The organism is Streptomyces sannanensis, assembly GCF_039536205.1.
Classification (GTDB): domain Bacteria; phylum Actinomycetota; class Actinomycetes; order Streptomycetales; family Streptomycetaceae; genus Streptomyces; species Streptomyces sannanensis.
This window is the reverse complement of the sequence record NZ_BAAAYL010000001.1, coordinates 1,487,477-1,505,894: the sequence shown is the minus strand read 5'-3', so window position 1 is coordinate 1,505,894 and position 18,418 is coordinate 1,487,477. Positions and strand designations below refer to the sequence as shown.

Below are 18,418 nucleotides of genomic sequence, written 5' to 3'. Positions count from 1 at the left end.
TAATCGAACTCTCGTCGATCGAGACTACCCAGTGCTCGTAAAGTGCTGGACATGAGCGATCACGTGGTGCTGCATGTGAAGGGGCGGGTGCTCGTCGGTCCCGAGGAGGTCCGGGACGAGCTGTGGGCGGTCGACGGCCGCATCACCTACGAGCGCCCGCCCGGCACGGACGACGCCCCTACCGTTTTCGGGTGGGCGCTGCCCGGCCTGGTCGACGCGCACTGCCACGTGGGGCTCGACGCCCACGGCCCGGTCGACGCCGAGACCAGCGAGAAGCAGGCCGTCACCGACCGCGAGGCGGGCACCCTCCTCATCCGCGACGCCGGATCCCCCTCCGACACCCGCTGGATCGACGACCGGGACGACCTCCCGAAGATCATCCGGGCCGGCCGCCACATCGCCCGCACCCGCCGCTACATCCGCAACTACGCCCACGAGATCGAGCCCGGCGACCTCGTCGCCTACGTCGCCCAGGAGGCGAAGCGCGGCGACGGCTGGGTCAAGCTGGTCGGCGACTGGATCGACCGCGAGACGGGCGACCTGGGGACTTGCTGGCCGCGCGGTGAGGTGGAGGCCGCGATCGCCGAGGCTCACCGGCTGGGCGCCCGGGTCACCGCGCACTGCTTCGCCGAGGAGTCGCTCCAGCCGCTCGTCGAGGCGGGCATCGACTGCATCGAGCACGCGACCGGCCTGACCGAGGACACGATCCCGCTCTTCGCGGAGCGCGGCGTGGCGATCGTCCCGACCCTGATCAACATCGCGACCTTCCCGCAGCTCGCGGCCGGCGGCGAGCAGAAGTTCCCGCTCTGGTCGGCCCATATGCGCGCTCTCCACGCCCGCCGCTACGAAACGGTCCGCGCGGCGTACGACGCGGGCATCCCGATCTTCGTGGGCACGGACGCGGGCGGCTCCCTGGCCCACGGCCTGGTCGCGGAGGAGGTCGCCGAGCTGGTCACCGCGGGCATCCCGCCACTGGACGCCCTGTCGGCCACGACCTGGGGGGCTCGTTCGTGGCTGGGCCGCCCCGCCCTGGAGGAGGGCGCCCCGGCGGACCTGGTCGTCTACGACGAGGACCCGCGAGCGGACGTCCGGGTGCTGGGCTCGCCCAGCCATGTGATTCTGAACGGCCGCGTCATGGGCTGAGGTCCCCTGGCCGCCTCTGCCCGTGGCCCGGCCGGGCGCCTCACGCGGGCGAAGTGGGTTGCTGTGCTGCGACGAGCAGGCGACATGGCAGGGCTCGTTCCTTGATTTCGTCGTCCCCGTCTGGCTCCACCCGATACAGAAGGGCCTGCGGTGTGCGAGTCACTGCGTCCGTCAACAGACCGTCCGTGAAGAGGGCACCGACGCCGTCCTCCACTGCCCAACCGGCCGGAAGTGTGCGCGTTGCTACGGCCGCCTGATAGGACGAGCGACGACCCGGCTCACTGTCGTAGTGGGGGCAGACCGAGCCGGACAGCAGCCCCAACCCGTCAGACAGATGAGTCAGCGGTCCGAAGGAGTCGGTATGCGAGCCGTCGGCCCAGCAGTTGGCACCAGCGCTGATACCGCACAGCAAGGTTCCGCGGTCGAAGGCCTCGCGCAGTAGTCGGTCCACGCCGTGCGCCCGCCAGACCGCCAGCAGATTCGCGGTGTTGCCCCCACCTACATAGACGACGTCTTGAGAGAGCAGGAACGTTCGCAGGGCGTCGTCATCGAGTTCCCGCCGGAACAGCGGCAAGACACTGGGCTCGCAGGAGCGCGACTTGTACGCGGCGAGAAATTTTTCGACGTAGGCGGGGGCGTCGCCACTGGCTGTTGGGACGAAGCACACCTTGGGCCGAGCAGCGCGCACCTGATCGAGCACCCAGTCATCCAGCAGGCCATCGTCATCGGTGGAGAAGCCGCCCCCAAGGAGAGCCAGACGATGTTCCGGAACGACAGCCACGGGGGTGCCTCCTCAGTGCACGATTCAGACGCGGACGGTGCCTCGAACGTTGCCAAGCCATCGGCTGCGTCCGCAAGCGAATAGAGCCTCCGTCCACGCGATGTCCTGTCCACTCAGGACACGTCAAGACCCCACCGTGGGCGGAGAACTGCCGCTGAAGGCGGCCGGCCACGATCCACTCCTTGACCCCGCACGGCCCCGTCCTCACGGTCGCTGTCAGCGCCTGGATCTCCTTCGTCGCCGCCTTCAAGGACCCAGCCCGGCAGACCTCGTGAGCCCGTCCACCCAGTGCCCCGCCGAAGCAACCCGGTGTGGCGCTCGTATGCACTCTGACGCTTCGCCGAGGTGTCCATGCAGCCGATCCCAGACGCGTGCTCAACTAGCGGGTAGCCGACCTCGGCGGCGGGCTGCCGGCCGGTGTTCGTGGTGTCGGCGGTGGAGAACCCTCGTTCGGCGCGCAGTTGACGGACGGGTTGCGTCAACCGCTGCGGCTCGCTGAGCACGGCTCGTGCGCGCCGGGGCGCACGCCGGTGACGGGCCCCCGCGTGTACGTGGCTCGGGTGACGTATGCGAACAGTCGTGCCGCAAAATTCGAACGTACGCACCGAAACTCCTCGTTGGAGTGAACGCACTTCGAGTGTCTGACCGTTCACCCTCAGTGCGTAAGGATTCCCCGTGACCGCGTCAAGTCTCTCGTGGGGGTCCCACCTTGAACCGCAACATCTGCCGGTGCGCATCCGTGCTGGCTGCCGCCGTCCTCGTCGCCGCTGCCGCTCCGGCGCACGCCACCCCTGACACCGAGAAGGGGAAGGCCGGGGCGGTCGTGCTCCGTACCGGTCTGGACGTCTCACTGCTCAACAAGACCATTGACGTGCCGCTGAAGGTCGCCCTCAACGAGGTGCAGGCCCCGGCAAGCGCCGAGCAGAGCGGTCTGACGGTCCGGCTGGACGGGGTCGACAAGGGCCAGCCGGTCAATGTGCTGACGGCGGACGTGGCGAACGCCAAGGCGACCATCGGCGAGCACAGGACGGAGGCGTACGCGAACCTCGCCCACGCCAGGCTGCACGTCCCCGGGCTGCCGCTGCTGTCGCTGATCGAGGTCGAGAAGGTGACCTCCAAGGCGGTCTGCGAGGCGGGCAAGCAGCCTGTCGCCGAGTCGAACGTGCTCGGCGCCGTCACCGTGCTCGGCAAGAAGGTCACCCTGTCGGCCGGCGGGCCGACCCGGGTCCAGGTGCCGGGCATCGGCGAGGTCGGCCTGGACCTGTCGAAGACGCAGACCACGTCGCGCACGGCCGCGGCCACCGCGCTGGAGCTGCGCGTCGAGGTCAACCCGCTCAAGCTGAACGTCGCCGAGGTGACCGGCACTCTCACCCTGGCCGAGGCGACGTGCGAGTCCCCCGCCGAGCCGGCGAAGGCGCAGCCCGCCGAGCCGGTCAAGACGCAGAGCGCCGAGCCGGTCAAGACGCAGAGCGCCGAGCCGGTGAAGCCGCAGACCGTCGCCGCCGCACCGGTCCGGACGGACCTCGCCGAGACCGGCGGCGGATCGATGTCGGTCTACATCGCGGGCGGTGCGGGCCTCCTGCTCACAGCGGGAGCGGGCGCGCTGGTTCTGGCCCGCCGCCGGGCCCGGAACTGACGCCCACCAGCGCCAGCGCCTGGTCCAGCGCCTGAAGGAAGCGGTTGGTCGTCACCCGGTCCCGGACGGCCAACCGCAGCCACTCCGGCCCGAGCCCCGGGAAGGTGTCGCCGCGCCGGGCCGCGAAGCCCAGTCCGCGCAGCCGTTCCCGTACCTCGTCGGCGCGCTCGATCCGTACGAGGACGAACGGGGCCGCCGCCTCCGCCACGGCCCGTACCTCCTCGAACTCCGCGAGACCGGCCAGCAGATGGGCCCGGTCCGCGGCGATACGGTCCGCGGCCCGCGCGGCCTCCGTGAGCGCGGCCGACGACATGCAGGCCTCGGCCGCGGCGAGTGCGGGCGTGGACACGGGCCACAGCGGTTGGGCCCGCTCCAGAGCCGCGATGGTCTCCGGTCCGGCCAGGACGTAGCCGATGCGCAGCCCCGCCAGACCCCAGGTCTTGGTGAGGCTGCGCAGCACCACCAGACCGGGTATGTCCATCCGCCCCGCCAGCGCCTCCCGCTCGCCCGGCACCGCGTCCATGAACGCCTCGTCCACGACCAGGGTCCGGCCCGGCCGGGCCAACTTCTCCAGCAGCGCGGCCGGGTGCAGCACGGACGTGGGGTTCGTCGGATTGCCGACGACGACCAGGTCGGCGTCATCGGGCACAGCGGCGGGGTCCAGCCGGAAACCGTCCTCCTCGCGCAGCAGCACCCGGGTCACCTCGTGCCCGGCGTCCCGCAGCGCCGCCTCCGGCTCGGTGAACTGCGGGTGCACGACGACCGGTCTGCGCGCCGGCAGAGCACGCGCGATCAGCACGAAGGCCTCCGCCGCCCCGGCCGTCGGCAGCACCCGCTCCACCGGCAGCCCGTGCCGCCGGGCGACCGCGGCCCGCGCGGCCCGGCCGTCCGGGTAGGCGGCGAGCCGGGTGAGCGAGGCGGCGATGCGCTCCCGCAGCCAGTCGGGGGGCGTGTCGGCACGGACGTTGACCGCGAGGTCGGTCAGGGACGCGCCCCTGACCTCCGCGTCGCCGTGGTGGCGCAGATCATGGCTGTCGGTGTGTACATACATGGTCGCTGACCTTGCCTTCCGAACCGGGTGGGGGAAAGCGGCGCACCACGGCACAGGTGACTGTGGCGGGCCGCCCGGGAGGGCCGGCCTTCCTTTTGGGGACGAGCAGTTCGCCCCCGCCGGCGAGCGCGGCGGCCTCGGCCACGGACGCCGTCCCGACCAGTGACCGCGCCTGCTCCGAGGGAGTGGGCACGGCGATCCGGGCGAGTCGGGAAGCACCGTACGCCACGAGCGGAACCCCCAGCCGTTCGGCGGCCGCCAGAATGCCCGGCTCATCCGCTTTCACGTCGACGGTTGCCAACTCGGTGACGCAGCTCATGGGAAGCCCTGCCGCACGCAGTGACTCCTCGACCAGCCCGAGCACATCCCCTGCCGTCACGCCCCGGCAGGCACCCACCCCCACCACGACTCCGTCGGTCATGAGCGCGGTCCTTTCTGCGGGGTGGGGGATCGGGACGGTCGATGGCCGATGTGCGGGACAGGGGGTCAATCGGCCGGCACGTGCGCATGGCGGTGTATGTCGCGCTCGGTGCGTTCCCGATGACGCGGTCCGGCGGCTGGACCGCGCAACGCGTCACCGACCGGCGCCACCTCGTGCCGGGCCCGGCTCATTGAGCGCAGTTCTCGACGAAGCGGCGGGCGACACCGGGAGCCGCCGCCCAGTGCGTGTGCAGATAACTCGCGTGTACGCCGCCCTGTACGAACCCCTCCACGCGGCGCGTCGGCAGATGCATCCCCCAAGCGGGCGCGGGTCCGGCGCCGGGCTCCAGGACCGTGCGGTGGAACTCGTGCCCGCGCAGCCGGGTCCCGGCCGCGGCGAGGACGCTGTCGCTCACCGCCACCGCTTCCCGGTAGCCGAGCGTCAGCCGCTCCGACATCCGTGCGTCGGAGTCCAGCACACCGCACATGGGGGCGCCGTCCAGTGACCGCGCGAGGTAGAGGAGCCCGGCGCATTCGGCTGCCACGGGTGCGCCCGTCGCCGCGAGGTCCGCGACCGCCTTGCGCAGGGGCTCGTTCGCGGAGAGCTCGGGCGCGTACACCTCGGGGAAACCGCCGCCGATGACGAGCCCGGACGTGCCGTCCGGAAGCTTCTCGTCCCGGAGCGGGTCGAAGGTGACGACCTCCGCCCCCGCAGCCCGAAGCAGTTCGGCGTGCTCCGTGTACGAGAACGTGAACGCGGCCCCGCCGGCGACGGCGACGACCGGTTTGCCGGTCGTGTGCGGCCCCGTGGCGGGCTCCCACGGCTCCGCCGCGAGCGCCGGCGCACTGCGCGCCAGCGCGAGCAGCGCTTCCAGGTCGCAGCCCGCGCGGACCTGGTCCGCCAGCGCGGCCACCGCCGCCACGGCATCCGCGCGCCGCTCGGCGACCGGCACCAGCCCGAGGTGCCGGGACGGCGCGGCGACCTGCCGGGCCCGCCGCAGCGCACCCAGCACCGGCACCCCGGCCTCCGCAAGCGCCTCCCGCAGCAGGGCCTCGTGCCGGTCGGAGCCCACCTTGTTCAGAATCACGCCCCCGATCCGCACCTCCGGATCCCAGGACGCGAACCCGTGCACGAGCGCCGCCACGGACCGCGACTGCGACGAGCCGTCCACGACCAGCACGACCGGCGCGCGCAGCAGCTTCGCCACCTGCGCGGTGGAGGCGAGCTCGCCCTGCCCGGATGCCCCGTCGTACATGCCCATGACGCCCTCGACGACGGCGATGTCGCAGTCCTTCGCACCATGCGCGAAGAGCGGCGCGACGAGATCCGTACCGCACATGTACGCGTCGAGGTTGCGGCCCGGCCGGCCGGCGGCCAGCGCGTGGTAGCCGGGGTCGATGTAGTCGGGCCCCACCTTGTGCGGGGACACGGCGAGCCCCGCGGCGGCGAACGCCGCCATCAGTCCCGTCGCGACGGTGGTCTTGCCACTGCCGGACGACGGGGCCGCGATGACGAGCCTGGCTACCACTCGATGCCCTTCTGGCCCTTCTGGCCCGCGTCCATCGGGTGCTTGACCTTGGTCATCTCGGTGACCAGGTCGGCGAAGTCGACGAGCTTCTCCGGCGCATTGCGGCCGGTGATGACGACATGCTGGGTGCCCGGGCGGTCCCGCAGCACCTGGATCACCTCATCGGTGTCGATCCATCCCCAGTGCATGGGGTAGGCGAACTCGTCGAGCACGTACAGCCGGTACTTCTCCGCCGCCAGGTCGCGCTTGACCTGCTCCCAGCCCTCCCGGGCCTTCTCCTCGTTGCTCAGCTCGGAGTCGCGCTGGATCCAGGACCAGCCCTCGCCCATCTTGTGCCAGTCGACGGTGCCGCCCTCGCCGCTCGCCCCCAGCACCTTGAGCGCGCTCTCCTCGCCGACCTTCCACTTCGCCGACTTGACGAACTGGAACACACCGATCGGCCAGCCCTGGTTCCAGGCGCGCAGCGCCAGCCCGAAAGCGGCGGTCGACTTCCCCTTGCCGGGGCCGGTGTGGACCATGACCAGCGGGCGGTTGCGGCGCTGACGGGTGGTGAGACCGTCGTCCGGTACGGCGGTCGGCTGTCCCTGCGGCATTACGCGGCCCTCCTTGAATCGGTGCGGAAGTCTCGTACGAGCCCGGCGATGCTGTCCGCGCGCAGCTCGTCGAGAGTGATGGCGGTACCGCCCAGATCGGCGGCCAGCCGCCCGGCCAGTCCGAGCCGTACCGGCCCCGCCTCGCAGTCCACGACGACCGAGGCCGTGCCCTCGGCCGCGTGCAGCCGCGCGGCACGCGCGGCCAGCGCGACCGGGTCGCTCCCGCCCGTCGCCCGCCACCGCCCTTGCGACGACGGGCTGCGCGCGGCCCCGCCTGATTCGGTGGCCCGGCCGTCCGTGACGACGACCAGCAGCGGACGGCGCGAGGGGTCACGCAGCCGCTCCACGCGCAGCACGTCATGGGCCTTCAGCAGGCCCGCCGACAGGGGGGTACGGCCGCCGGTCGGCAGCGACTCGAGCCGTGCCGCAGCCGCGTCGACCGAGGAGGTCGGCGGCAGCGCCACTTCGGCGTCCCGGCCGCGGAAGGTGACCAGGCCGACCTTGTCGCGGCGCTGGTACGCGTCCAGCAGCAGCGACAGCACGGCGCCCTTCACGGCGCTCATCCGCTTACGGGCGGCCATCGAGCCGGAGGCATCCACGCAGAAGAGGACGAGATTGCCCTCGCGGCCCTCGCGGGTCGCCTGCCGCAGATCGTCCCGGCGGACGACGAGCCCCGGTCCTGAGCGCCCGCGCGCCCGCTGATGCGGGGCGGCGGCCTGCACGGTCGCCGCCAGGTGCAGCTTCGTCAGAGCCCCCTGCGGACGCCGGGCACCCGTGGTCCGGCCGTGCTCGGTACGGGCCCGGGAACGCCGCCCGGCTGCGCCCTCGCCGAGCCCGGGCACGCTCAGCATCTTCGTACGGAACGGCTCGGCGGCGCGGACGGCGGCCTGCTCGCCGGCACCGGTCCCGGCACCGGGGGAGGGCTCCTCCGACCGCGGCGCGGCATCGGGACCCTGCGACTGAGGCGGCACACCTCCGCCACCACCCGGACCGCCACCGGGGCCGTCGGGGTCGGGATCCGGGTCGTTGTCGTCGTTGCCGCCGGACTGCTCCAGCGTCTCGTCGAGCTTGTCCTCGTCGAGGCCGGGCGCGTCGAAGGGGTTGCGCCTGCGCCTGTGCGGCAGCGCCAGCAGCGCGGCCTGCCGCACATCCTCGACGGTGACGTCCGTACGCCCCGCCCACGCGGCGAGCGCGGTCGCGGTACGGGCCATCACGATGTCGGCGCGCATGCCGTCCACCTCGAACGCTGCGCAGGTCGCGGCGATCTGACGCAGGGCGTCGTCGCCGAGCACCACCTGCGGCAGCAACGCCCGCGCGGCCACGACGCGCTCCCGCAGCGCGGCCTCCTCGCCCGCCCAGCGCGCGGCGAAGGCCGCCGGGTCGTCGTCGTACGCGAGCCGCCGCCGCACGACCTCGACCCGCCGCTCGGGGTCCCGGGAGGCCGCGACCTCCACGGTCAGTCCGAACCGGTCGAGGAGCTGCGGCCGCAGCTCGCCCTCCTCGGGGTTCATGGTCCCCACGAGCAGGAAGCGCGCGGCATGCCGTACGGAGACGCCTTCACGCTCGACGTAGGAGGCGCCCATGGCGGCCGCGTCCAGCAGGAGGTCGATCAGATGGTCATGAAGAAGATTGACCTCATCGACATACAGAATCCCGCGATGCGCGGCCGCCAGGAGCCCGGGCTCAAAGGCCTTCACGCCCTCCGCGAGCGCCCGCTCGATGTCCAGAGCGCCGACGAGCCGGTCCTCCGAAGCACCCACCGGCAGTTCGACCATCCGGGCAGGACGGGCAGTGCCATGGGCGGCCTCATGAGGCCCGTCGGGGCACTGCGGATCGGGCGTGGCCGGGTCGCAGCTGAAGCGGCATCCCGCGACCACCGGCACCTCGGGCAACAGGTCTGCCAACGCGCGCACCGCCGTCGACTTGGCCGTTCCTTTCTCCCCACGGACGAGGACTCCGCCCACCGCCGGGCTGACGGCGTTGAGCAGCAACGCCAGCCGCAGGTCGTCCATGCCGACGACCGCGGTGAACGGATAGCGGGTGCTCATGCGGTGATCGCTCCTTCGAGAGGCGTTCGTATGGTCCAAGTCGTTCCCCCAGCCCCCGGGACCGCCCTTCGGTCGGTGTCCTCGAGCTCCCCCAGCTGCCTCCCCCAGCTGCCGCTGGGGGTGCCCCCAGAGGTGCCCCCAGGACGGGCTGGAAGCCGGCCGCCCCACACAGGGCGAGCCGGTGTCTCCGTCCTCCGCCCGCGGAACGGAGCGCCCACAACCGAACCAGCGGCGTGTGAAGGGGGCCGCGCAGGGGGTGCCGGTCGGGCCGTAAAACGTGATGTGTGCCGCGCGGATGTCCAGGCCCAGTCCTGCGGAGTACGAGTCAGCGCGGCATAAATCATGCCCCGGCCCGGACGGTATCCCCGGAGCGGCACCCGGCGACCGGCAGCAACCCACAAGCCTGTCCGGCGATTGAGGACGGACACACCGGCCACCTGGACGGAGACCGGCAACCAGCGCGTGGCGCGCGTCATGGCGCCCCCGGCGGAACGAACGGCAGCCCCGACGGCGTGCCGCACTCGATGAGCTTCAACAGCCCCTCCGTGTCCGCGTGCTCCTCGATCAGGTCGCCGAGCCGGTCCAGCTGCTCCTCCCGCAGCGCGGCGAACGACGTGTCCGGCGCCGGGACGAAACGGCGGCCCGCCGCACGGGCGACCTCGCGCAGGAACGCGCGGCGGAAGCCGTCGCTCTCCAGCGAGCCGTGCCAGTGTGTGCCCCAGACCTCGCCGACCCGGCAGCCGTCCAGGCTGTGTCCGTTGTCATCGGAGATGAACGCCTCCCCGCCCAGCACTTCGGCGACGCCGTGGTGGATCTCGTAGCCCTCGACGTGCTCGCCGAGTGCCTCACCGACCGGCCGGGCCAAGGTCTTCTCGGCGGCGAACCGCACCCGTACGGGCAGCAGTCCGAGCCCTTCGACGACGCCCGTCCTCGACTCGACGTCGTCCTCGATGAGTTCGCCCAGTACCTGGAAGCCGCCACAGATGCCCAGCACGGGCCGGCCCTCGGCAGCCCTGCGCGCCAGCGCGTCGGCCAGGCCCCGCTCCCGCAGCCATGCGAGCGCCTTCACCGTTCCGCGCGTACCCGGTATGACCACCAGGTCGGCGTCCGCGAGTTCCTCGGGCCGGTCCACGAAGCGCACCACCACGCCCGGTTCGGCGGCCAGCGCGTCCACGTCCGTGAAGTTGGACATCAGCGGGATCGCGCAGACGGCGACCCGCAGCAGGTCCTCGCCGTGCGGGGGAGCGACGACGGACTCCCGCACGGTCCCACGCATGGAGACGCGCAGTCCGTCCTCCTCGTCGATGCCGAGCCCGTGCTGGTACGGCAGCACGCCGTACGTACGACGCCCGGTCAGCCCGTGCAGCATGTCGAGCCCCGGCTCCAGGAGCGACACATCGCCCCGGAACTTGTTGACGACGTAACCCGCGATCAGCGCCTGGTCCTCGGGGCTCAGCAGCGCCGTCGTACCGAAGAACGACGCGAAGACCCCGCCCCGGTCGATGTCACCGACCACCACGACCGGCAGCCTGGCCGCTCGTGCGATACCCATGTTGACGATGTCCGTACGCCGAAGATTGATCTCGGCAGGACTGCCCGCCCCCTCGCAGATCACGGCGTCATATGTGCCCCGTAGTTCGGCCAGGCACTCCAGCACGGTGCCGAGCAGCTGCTGCCGGCCGTCGTGCGGCGTTCTCCCGGGGGACGCTCCGCCCGATCGCGGCTGCGCCGTGGGCCCGGATCCCCCGAAGAACCCGCGGGCGCTCATCTCGCCGACCGGCTTGCCCATCAGCACCACCTGGCTGCTGCGGTCGCCGCCGGGCTTGAGCAGTACGGGGTTCATCAGGGCGCTCGGCTCCACGCGCGCCGCCTGGGCCTGCATGGCCTGGGCCCGGCCGATCTCAGCGCCCCCGCGTGTGACGAAGGAGTTCAGCGACATGTTCTGCGCCTTGAAGGGCGCGACCTTCACGCCCCGGCGCACCAGCCAGCGGCAGATCCCGGCCGTGACGACGCTCTTCCCGGCGTCCGAGGTGGTTCCGGCGACCAGCAGCCCCCCGCCCCTCATCTGTCTTCCTTTCGGTTACGAGCTCCGGTACGGGCCTTCAGCGCGCCGACGGCCAGGCGGCCCGTCACGCAGACGGCCAGGGTCAGCGCGGTGACACGACGGGAGAGCCGGACCGCGCGGTCGATGTCGGCGACCTCCACGGCCCGGCCGGAACCGTTGAGGACGGGGCGGTGCTCGACGCGGCCGCCGTAGGAGAGGGTGCCCCCGAGCCGTATGCCGAGTGCGCCCGCGAAGGAGGCTTCCACCGGGCCGGCGTTGGGGCTCGGATGCTTCGAGGCGTCGGTGCGCCAGGCCCGCACCGCACCGCGCGGGTCGCCGCCCGCCGCGACGGTGAGGGCCGCGGTGAGCCGGGCGCCCGGCCAGCCGGCGACGTCGTCGAGGCGGGCCGAGGCCCAGCCGAACCGCCGGTACCGCGGGGACTTGTGGCCCACCATGGCGTCCAGGGTGTTGACGGCCCGGAATCCGACGAGCCCGGGCACACCCCCCAACGCACCCCACACCAGCGCGCCGACGACGGCGTCGGAGGTGTTCTCGGCGACGGACTCGACGACGGCGCGGGCGATTCCCGGCGCGTCCAGGGCCTGCGGGTCGCGCCCGCACAGATGGGGGAGCCGGGCCCGTGCTGCTTCGGTCTCCCCGGCGGCCAGGGCGCCGCCGATGGTCCGTGCCTCGCGGCCGAGTGAGGTGCCGCCGACGACGGCCCAGGCGGCGGCCGCGGTCAGGGCGACACGGGCAGCGGGACGGTCGCGTACGGCACGCGCGGCCAGCGCGGCGGCTCCCGCCGCGCCCCCGGCGCACACCAGCGAATGCAGCGCCCCCCACCCGCGGTGGTCGCGCCACAGCACCTTTTCGACGGCTCCCGCGGCCCGTCCGAACACGGCGACGGGGTGCCCGTGGCGGGGATCGCCGAGCAGCAGATCGCCCGCCAGGCCGGCGGTGGCTCCGTATGCGAAGACGTGATCGGCACGCATCGGTCAGCCCGCCGACACACCTCGGAGGGCGGTCGTGCTCGGGCCGGTACTCAGCTCTGCGGCGCGCATGGCGGTGTGTCCTCACTCAGGGTCCGCGCCCTGGTTCGACGTGACCGGCGGCGAGAGTCTCCTGGCTCCCGGATCCGCGGTTCCTCCGGCCTTCCAGCCTGCGTCGGCAGGCCGTGACGTCCGATGTGGAGGAGCGCTCCCCGGTGACAGTGGCGGGACCGCGCCGGATTCGCACCGGCTTCCTCTTCTGCCGCCGTACTTGGCCCCGGCAGTCCACCACGCCCCCCGAACGCCCGTCAACTTGCCTTTGACCTGCGACGAAGTGACGCCCCCGAACGGAGATCCGTTCGGGGGCGTCCGAGCCTGCAGGACCGGCCGACGTCAGGCGACGATCAGGTAGATGCCGTACGAGACCGCTGCCGCGCACAGCGCGAAGCAGACGTAGGCACCGGTGCGCTTCAGCGCCACCGAGCCGGAGCCGGCGGACGGGCCCTCCGCGGGCTTCGCGGCCAGACCGACGATGCCGAGGGTGAACAGGCCCACCAGGCCCACGGTGACGATGAGGCTGACTCCGAAGACGGAGCCGAGAGCTGCCCAGTCGATGTCCATGTCGATTCTTTCCTTACACCGTGGCGGGCTGCGGCGGCTCGGGGGTGGTGGCCGCCGGGGCCGGGATGGTGGCCTTGAGGTCGCCGGCGGGCGGCGGGGTGACGGCCGCGACGGCGGTGGTCACGACGCCCGCGGGCTCCGCCTGCTCGGCGGTGTCGTCGTGGGTGACGTTGGTGTGGTCGATCGGCTTGCGGCGGGACAGCGCCCAGATGGCGGCGGAGCCGGCGATCAGCAGGACCGCGACGACGGCGACGCCCCAGGCGCCCTGGGAGGTGAGGAGCTCGGCGGCGGCGCCGACGAGGCCGGCGGCGGGGAGGGTCAGGCCCCAGGCGATGAACATCCGGGTGGCCGTGGACCAGCGGACCACACCGCCCCTGCGGCCGAGGCCCGCGCCCATCACGGCGCCGGAGCAGGACTGCGTGGTGGAGAGGGAGAAGCCCAGGTGGGAGGAGGCCAGGATGACCGTCGCGGCGCTGGTCTGGGCCGCGAAGCCCTGCTGCGGCTGGAGGTCGGTGAGGCCCTTGCCCATGGTGCGGATGATCCGCCAGCCGCCGAGGTAGGTGCCGAGGGCGATGGCCGTGCCGGCCGAGACGATGACCCACAGGGGAGGGTTGGAGCCGGGGGCGAGCACATCGCCGGTGACCAGGGCGAGGGTGATGACACCCATGGTCTTCTGGGCGTCGTTGGTGCCGTGGGCGAGGGAGACGAGACCGGCGGAGGCGATCTGGCCCGCGCGGTAGCCCTTGGCCGTGGCCTTCTCGTCCGTACGGCTGCCGATCCTGTATGTCAGCCTGGTGGCCAGCATCGCGGCCAGACCGGCGACGACCGGGGCGGCGACGGCCGGGATCAGCACCTTGGTGACGATGACGGGAGCGTTGACGCCGGAGGCGCCGACCGACATGAGGGTGGCGCCGATGAGACCGCCGAACAGTGCGTGGGAGGAGCTGGACGGCAGGCCCAGCAGCCAGGTCACCAGATTCCACAGGATGGCGCCGACGAGCGCCGCGAAGATCACTTCTGTCCTGATGCCTTCCTCGTTGATGATCCCGCCGGAGATCGTCTTGGCGACCTCCACGGACAGGAACGCGCCGACGAGGTTGAGCGCGGCGGACATGGCCACCGCCGTCTTGGGCTTGAGGGCACCGGTCGAGATGGTCGTCGCCATCGCGTTCGCGGTGTCGTGGAAACCGTTCGTGAAATCGAACACGAGAGCTGTTACGACCACAATCGCAAGCAGCAGCGTTATGTGTTCCATTTACCCAGGCAATCGTTTGACGTCAGTGGCTGGTTGAACGTAGGCAACCTGGGTGAACGGAAGGTGAACTGGATCGGGCTCGGCAGTGTCCTCGAGCGGGTGCCGCCGCTCCGTTTATGTCCGAAGCGGCGGTATCGCCGGGCTTGTCAGTGCTTTGCGAACTTCTTCAGCCGGCCCAGGGAGCCGTTGAAGAGATTCTGGTCACCCGGCAGGCTTCCGCTGCCGTTGTCGTGCTGCCAGATGGTCCAGTACGACCAGCCGGCCGGCAGTGCCCCCGGTGAGGAGCCGTAGCGGGCGAGCCACAGCGCGTGACCCGCGCCGAATGCCGTGCTCCTGCCGGTGCACTCGTTCCACCAGTGGGTGGTGGTGTAGATGACGGGCCTGCGACCGGTCCGCCGCTTGACCTCGTCGCTGAACGCCTTGATCCAGGAGACCATCGCGGGCGCGCTCAGCCCGTAGCATTTGTTCCGGCCGTACGGATTGCCTTCCAGGTCCACGGCCGGCGGCAGGGTCCAGCCGTCCGACCGCCATCCGCCCCCGTTGCTCACGAAGAAGCGGGCCTGCTGCTTGCCCCCGGACTTGTCGGGGACGGCGAAGTGATAGGCGCCGCGGATGATCCCGGCCCCGCGCGAGCCGTTGTACTGCCGGCCGAAATACGGATTGCGATAGGTGTGCGATTCGGTCGCCTTGACGTAGACGAACTCGGCGCCCTTCTGCTTCGCCTCGCTCCAGTCCACGTCCTTCTGGTGCGACGAGACATCGTGCCCCCGTGGCTTGCCCGCGGCGGAGGCCGCCGGAAGTTCGGTCAGGGCGACTCCCCCCAGGGTCAGCACCGCCGCGGACGCCGCCAGCATCCGGGTACGCCGAAAGGTCGGTTTGTGATCACGGGCCATGCTTCCCCCCGGATGGCAACGTGCATGACAAATCTCCCAGAGGCTAATGGAAGATCCCGTGATGTCCGTCGATCTCCGGCCAATGGCCGAGCGGGTGCGGAGCTGGCAGACTCGCACGCATGAGCGATCGCGAGGAGATCGAACGCACCTGGGCGGAACTGGTGACGACAGCCCGCAGAACCGCCGCCGAGGGCCTGGTCGTCGGCACCTCGGGCAATGTGTCGGCGAGGGCCGGCGACTTCGTACTGATCACACCGAGCGGTGTCCCCTACGACCGGCTCGGCCCCCGGGACACCGTCGCCGTCGACCTCGCCGGGCGTCAGGCGATCGGAGAGCTCAGGCCCACCAGCGAGCTGCCCCTGCACCTCGCGCTCTACCGGAAGACCGACGCCCGGGCCGTCGTCCACACCCACGCCGTACACGCCACCGCCGTCTCCACGCTCGTGTCCGAGCTCCCGCCCGTCCACTACATGGCGGCGGCCCTCGGCGGCCCGGTGCGCGTGGCTCCGTACGCCCTCTACGGCACCGAGGAGTTGGCCGAGAACATGCTGCGCGCTCTGGACAACCGCACCGGATGCCTCCTCCAGAACCACGGCACCGTCACCTACGGCGACACCCTCGACCAAGCCTACGACCGCACCGCCCAGCTCGAATGGATGTCCCGCCTCTGGCTCACCGCGAGCGCGGTTCCCGGACACACGCCCAGCCTGCTCACTTCCGGTCAGCTCGAGGCCGCCGCCGAGCAACTGCGCGGATACGGACAGTCCCGCTGACTGGCAGCCGCACCCGCTCGCGCCGACACTGGAAAGGTGCGCCCCGCTACAGCGACGGCAGCGGCCGTCACCACCCTGATAGGCATCGGCGCGGCGGCCGTCGTGGCCGGCCGCTACGCCGGAGACGCCGCCCTCAAGACACAGACCGGGCGTCCCCTGCCCGCCGATCCCTGGCTCACCGTGCACGCCACGGCACCCGGCCGGATCACCCTGACCCGCTGCCTCGCCTCACTGCGCCCCGGTACATACGGGCTGGAGGGGCCGCAGACCCACGCGATCATCGGTGACGTCCTCGAATCGGCGCCACGCCCCGCCGACACCGTCGTGCGTCGGCTGGAACGCGTCAGCCGGGGCACCCTGGCCCCCGGCGACAAGGTACGGCTCACCCCGCAGATCCACCACGGCAATCCGCGCAGTGCCCTCGGCATCAACTACCACGACATCGAGATCTCCGGTGAACTGGGACCTCTGCCGGCCTGGTTCGTCCCGGGAGCGCGCGGCACCTGGATCATCGCCGTGCACGGGCTGGGCACCACCAGGGAGCATGCCCTGAACATCCTGGAGTTCCTGCACCGCCGCCGCTTCCCGGTGATCGTCCTCGCCTACCGGGGCGACCCCGGTGCCCCGAAACCCCCTGACGGGCTCACTCATCTCGGTGACTCCGAGTGGTACGACCTGAACGCGGCCATCCGTCACGCCGTGCGACAGGGCGCGCAGCGCATCGTCCTCCTCGGCTGGTCCACAGGTGCCTCGATGGCCCTGCGCGCCGCGCTGGACTCGGACGTCCGCGACCGGATCTGCGGTCTGGTGCTGGACTCCCCCGTCCTGGACCGGGAAGCCACCCTCCGGGCCCTCGCCTCCGCCCATCGCACACCTCTCGCCCTGCTGCCGCTCGCGGTCCGGTCCGCCGAGGACCGGACCGGGCTGCACGGTGACCGTCTGATCGAGGCCGCCGACCCGGAGCGTCTGCGCGTCCCCACACTGCTCTTCCACGGCCCGGGCGACACCCTGGCCCGCTGGGAGCCGTCCGCGGAACTCGCCGCCCGCCGTCCCGAACTGGTCACTCTGCAGACCATCGCGGACGCCCCGCACGCCTCCATGTGGAATGCCGCCCCGGCCCGCTACGAAGAGGCCCTCCGCCGCTTCCTGGTACCGCTCGCCTGACGGCGGAAACGCCCCGGCCGGGCGGGAAGACCGGTTCCGATTGGGCTTTCGGGCCGTCAACGGGAAGACTGCACCCGTGACGTCCCGTACCCCGCGCGACTCCAGGCTTCGACTTGTCCGCTCACGACCCCTGGCCACCGCACGCAAGGCGGTGACCAACCGGCGTACCCGGCCGGCTCCACGACCGCCCGAGGGCACTCCCGCTCCGCGAGAACTGGCCCGCCAGGCCAGACTGGTGCTCGCCGACGCGGTGCGGATCGCCCGCTGGGCGGATGCCGAGCGCGGACGCGGCGCCGCCCCGCGTCCCGGCCCGGCCGGAACTCTCTCCGCCGAGGCCGCCCGGTGGGCCGCCGCCGAGCTGTCGCTGACGCCGGACCGGGCACGGGCCGACTGGGACCGGGCCCGGCTCGCCGGTCTCGTCGAGCTGCACGGTGACACCGCACGCCCGGGCTGGCGACTGCGCGCCTGGGACCGCGACGACGCCGCGGTCCTGCGCGGCTGGGTCGCCCTCTTCGACGCGTGGTCACTGGTCCACCCGGCCCCCGACGGAGTCGTCCCCACCGCCCTCGCCGAGGTCGTCGAAGCCGTTCCCCAGGTGCTCTCCCTTCTTCAGCTCTCGGCCGGTCCCGTGACGGTCCCGGTTCTGCTCGATCTGCTCGAGCAGCGCGTCGCCGAACTGCGCGAGGAGCGCTGCGAAGTCCCGTACGAGCCGCAGCCCGCGCCCGAGGCCGCCGTCGCCGTCCCCCTGGCCGCCCTGCTGGACTGGGCACTCGAGGGCCTGGCCGCGGTCGGCGCCCTCACCCTCGGGCCGAGCCAGGCGACCCTCACCCCGCTCGGCAACTGGGCCGTGTGGGTGAAGCTCGAACAGATTTGTGTGGCGGCCCAGAGCCCCGCCGGCAATATCGAGCAGTCCGCCGAGGACATGCTCCGCGGCTGTGCCCGGCTCACCCCGGGACCGGCCCGCGCGGAGTACCGGGCCTGGCTGGCCGCGCGCCCGGTCGGGACCGCCGTCACCGAACTCCTGGCGGTCGCCCGGGGAGAGGACGCGCTGCTGCGCGGACTCGCCTTCGAGGCGCTGCGCGTCGTCGGTGCCCCTGCCGAGGCCGAGGTGCGGGCCGCCGCCGACGAATCCCCGCTGCGCCCCTACGCCCTGCTCTGGCTGGCGGAGCACGAGGGCCACGACCCCGATGACGCCCCCGAGGTGCTCACCCGGGAAGAGGCGACCTGGCTCTGGGTGGACACCGCCGCGGCCGTCGCCGACCACGGGGAGAGCGAGCTGCTGGTCAGGCATCTCGACTCCGCGGTCCAGGGCACCGTCCCCGCCCTGCTGGACGAGGTACGGGCCATCGGCCACCCCCGCACGGTGCAGGTGCTGGTCGCGCTGGCGGCCGCGCACCCCGACCCCGCCCTGGCCAAGGCCGTCCGACGGGCGGCCTTCCAGGTGCACACCGGCGGAGTGTGAGCGCCGAGCCGGGGAC

At 72.2% G+C, this 18,418-nt stretch carries 14 protein-coding genes, 2 pseudogenes and 1 riboswitch; of the genes and pseudogenes, 6 read left to right on the top strand and 10 right to left on the bottom strand.

What is annotated here, in order from left to right:
• Positions 1–51: 51 nt before the first annotated feature.
• Positions 52–1,143, top strand: coding sequence for an amidohydrolase family protein (locus ABD858_RS06935; RefSeq protein ID WP_345035253.1), 1,092 nt, complete (start codon positions 52–54; stop codon positions 1,141–1,143).
• Between the two features lie 40 nt (positions 1,144–1,183).
• Here ABD858_RS06935 and ABD858_RS06930 read toward each other — a convergent pair whose 3' ends face one another.
• Positions 1,184–1,924, bottom strand: coding sequence for a Type 1 glutamine amidotransferase-like domain-containing protein (locus ABD858_RS06930; protein ID WP_345035252.1), 741 nt, complete (start codon positions 1,922–1,924; stop codon positions 1,184–1,186).
• A gap of 709 nt (positions 1,925–2,633) precedes the next feature.
• Here ABD858_RS06930 and ABD858_RS06925 point away from each other — a divergent pair.
• Entirely contained in the window at positions 2,634–3,560 is a 927-nt protein-coding gene (locus ABD858_RS06925; RefSeq protein WP_345035251.1) for an SCO1860 family LAETG-anchored protein, read from the top strand.
• Here the strand turns inward: ABD858_RS06925 and cobC are convergent.
• A pseudogene (cobC, locus tag ABD858_RS06920) lies at positions 3,508–5,032 on the bottom strand (Rv2231c family histidinol phosphate aminotransferase CobC). The gene ABD858_RS06925 and the pseudogene cobC sit on opposite strands and share 53 nt — an antisense overlap.
• Positions 5,033–5,118: 86 nt before the next feature.
• Here cobC and ABD858_RS06915 point away from each other — a divergent pair.
• Positions 5,119–5,220, top strand: a pseudogene (locus ABD858_RS06915) (ZIP family metal transporter); the annotation flags it as partial.
• On the opposite strand, the gene ABD858_RS06910 reads toward ABD858_RS06915, so the two are convergent.
• The 8 genes from ABD858_RS06910 to ABD858_RS06875 all read right to left on the bottom strand — a co-directional run bounded on the left by ABD858_RS06910 (position 5,220) and on the right by ABD858_RS06875 (position 15,003).
• Positions 5,220–6,560, bottom strand: coding sequence for a cobyrinic acid a,c-diamide synthase CobB (locus tag ABD858_RS06910; RefSeq protein WP_345035249.1), 1,341 nt, complete (start codon positions 6,558–6,560; stop codon positions 5,220–5,222). The pseudogene ABD858_RS06915 and the gene ABD858_RS06910 sit on opposite strands and share 1 nt — an antisense overlap.
• Positions 6,554–7,153 carry a cob(I)yrinic acid a,c-diamide adenosyltransferase gene (cobO, locus tag ABD858_RS06905; protein WP_345035248.1) on the bottom strand — a complete coding sequence of 200 codons (600 nt, stop codon included), beginning with the start codon at positions 7,151–7,153 and terminating at the stop codon, positions 6,554–6,556. The genes ABD858_RS06910 and cobO overlap by 7 nt, the downstream gene beginning before the upstream one ends.
• The gene (locus ABD858_RS06900; RefSeq protein WP_345035247.1) at positions 7,153–9,201 is read right to left on the bottom strand and encodes a putative cobaltochelatase; all 2,049 of its coding nucleotides are present in this window, start codon (positions 9,199–9,201) and stop codon (positions 7,153–7,155) included. The genes cobO and ABD858_RS06900 overlap by 1 nt, the downstream gene beginning before the upstream one ends.
• Before the next feature lie 472 nt (positions 9,202–9,673).
• Positions 9,674–11,266 carry a cobyric acid synthase gene (locus ABD858_RS06895; RefSeq protein ID WP_345035246.1) on the bottom strand — a complete coding sequence of 531 codons (1,593 nt, stop codon included), beginning with the start codon at positions 11,264–11,266 and terminating at the stop codon, positions 9,674–9,676.
• Entirely contained in the window at positions 11,263–12,237 is a 975-nt protein-coding gene (locus tag ABD858_RS06890; protein WP_345035245.1) for a cobalamin biosynthesis protein, read from the bottom strand. The genes ABD858_RS06895 and ABD858_RS06890 overlap by 4 nt, the downstream gene beginning before the upstream one ends.
• Before the next feature lie 123 nt (positions 12,238–12,360).
• Positions 12,361–12,491: riboswitch (cobalamin riboswitch) on the bottom strand.
• A gap of 136 nt (positions 12,492–12,627) precedes the next feature.
• The gene (locus tag ABD858_RS06885) at positions 12,628–12,855 is read right to left on the bottom strand and encodes a hypothetical protein (RefSeq protein WP_345035244.1); all 228 of its coding nucleotides are present in this window, start codon (positions 12,853–12,855) and stop codon (positions 12,628–12,630) included.
• 13 nt (positions 12,856–12,868) lie between these two features.
• A complete protein-coding gene (locus ABD858_RS06880) occupies positions 12,869–14,110 on the bottom strand; it encodes an inorganic phosphate transporter (RefSeq protein WP_345035243.1) in 1,242 nt (413 codons plus the stop codon).
• A 146-nt stretch (positions 14,111–14,256) separates the two neighbouring features.
• Entirely contained in the window at positions 14,257–15,003 is a 747-nt protein-coding gene (locus tag ABD858_RS06875) for a lysozyme (protein WP_345035241.1), read from the bottom strand.
• Positions 15,004–15,122: 119 nt separating this feature from the next.
• On the opposite strand from ABD858_RS06875, the gene ABD858_RS06870 reads away from it, so the two are divergent.
• The 3 genes from ABD858_RS06870 to ABD858_RS06860 all read left to right on the top strand — a co-directional run bounded on the left by ABD858_RS06870 (position 15,123) and on the right by ABD858_RS06860 (position 18,402).
• Complete coding sequence (locus ABD858_RS06870) at positions 15,123–15,776, top strand: class II aldolase/adducin family protein (protein ID WP_345035240.1); 654 nt, start codon at positions 15,123–15,125, stop codon at positions 15,774–15,776.
• A 36-nt stretch (positions 15,777–15,812) separates the two neighbouring features.
• Positions 15,813–16,940: an alpha/beta hydrolase gene (locus ABD858_RS06865; RefSeq protein WP_345035238.1), complete on the top strand. Its 1,128-nt coding sequence runs from the start codon at positions 15,813–15,815 to the stop codon at positions 16,938–16,940.
• Positions 16,941–17,016: 76 nt separating this feature from the next.
• Positions 17,017–18,402, top strand: coding sequence for a hypothetical protein (locus ABD858_RS06860; protein ID WP_345035237.1), 1,386 nt, complete (start codon positions 17,017–17,019; stop codon positions 18,400–18,402).
• The last annotated feature ends 16 nt before the right edge of the window (positions 18,403–18,418 follow it).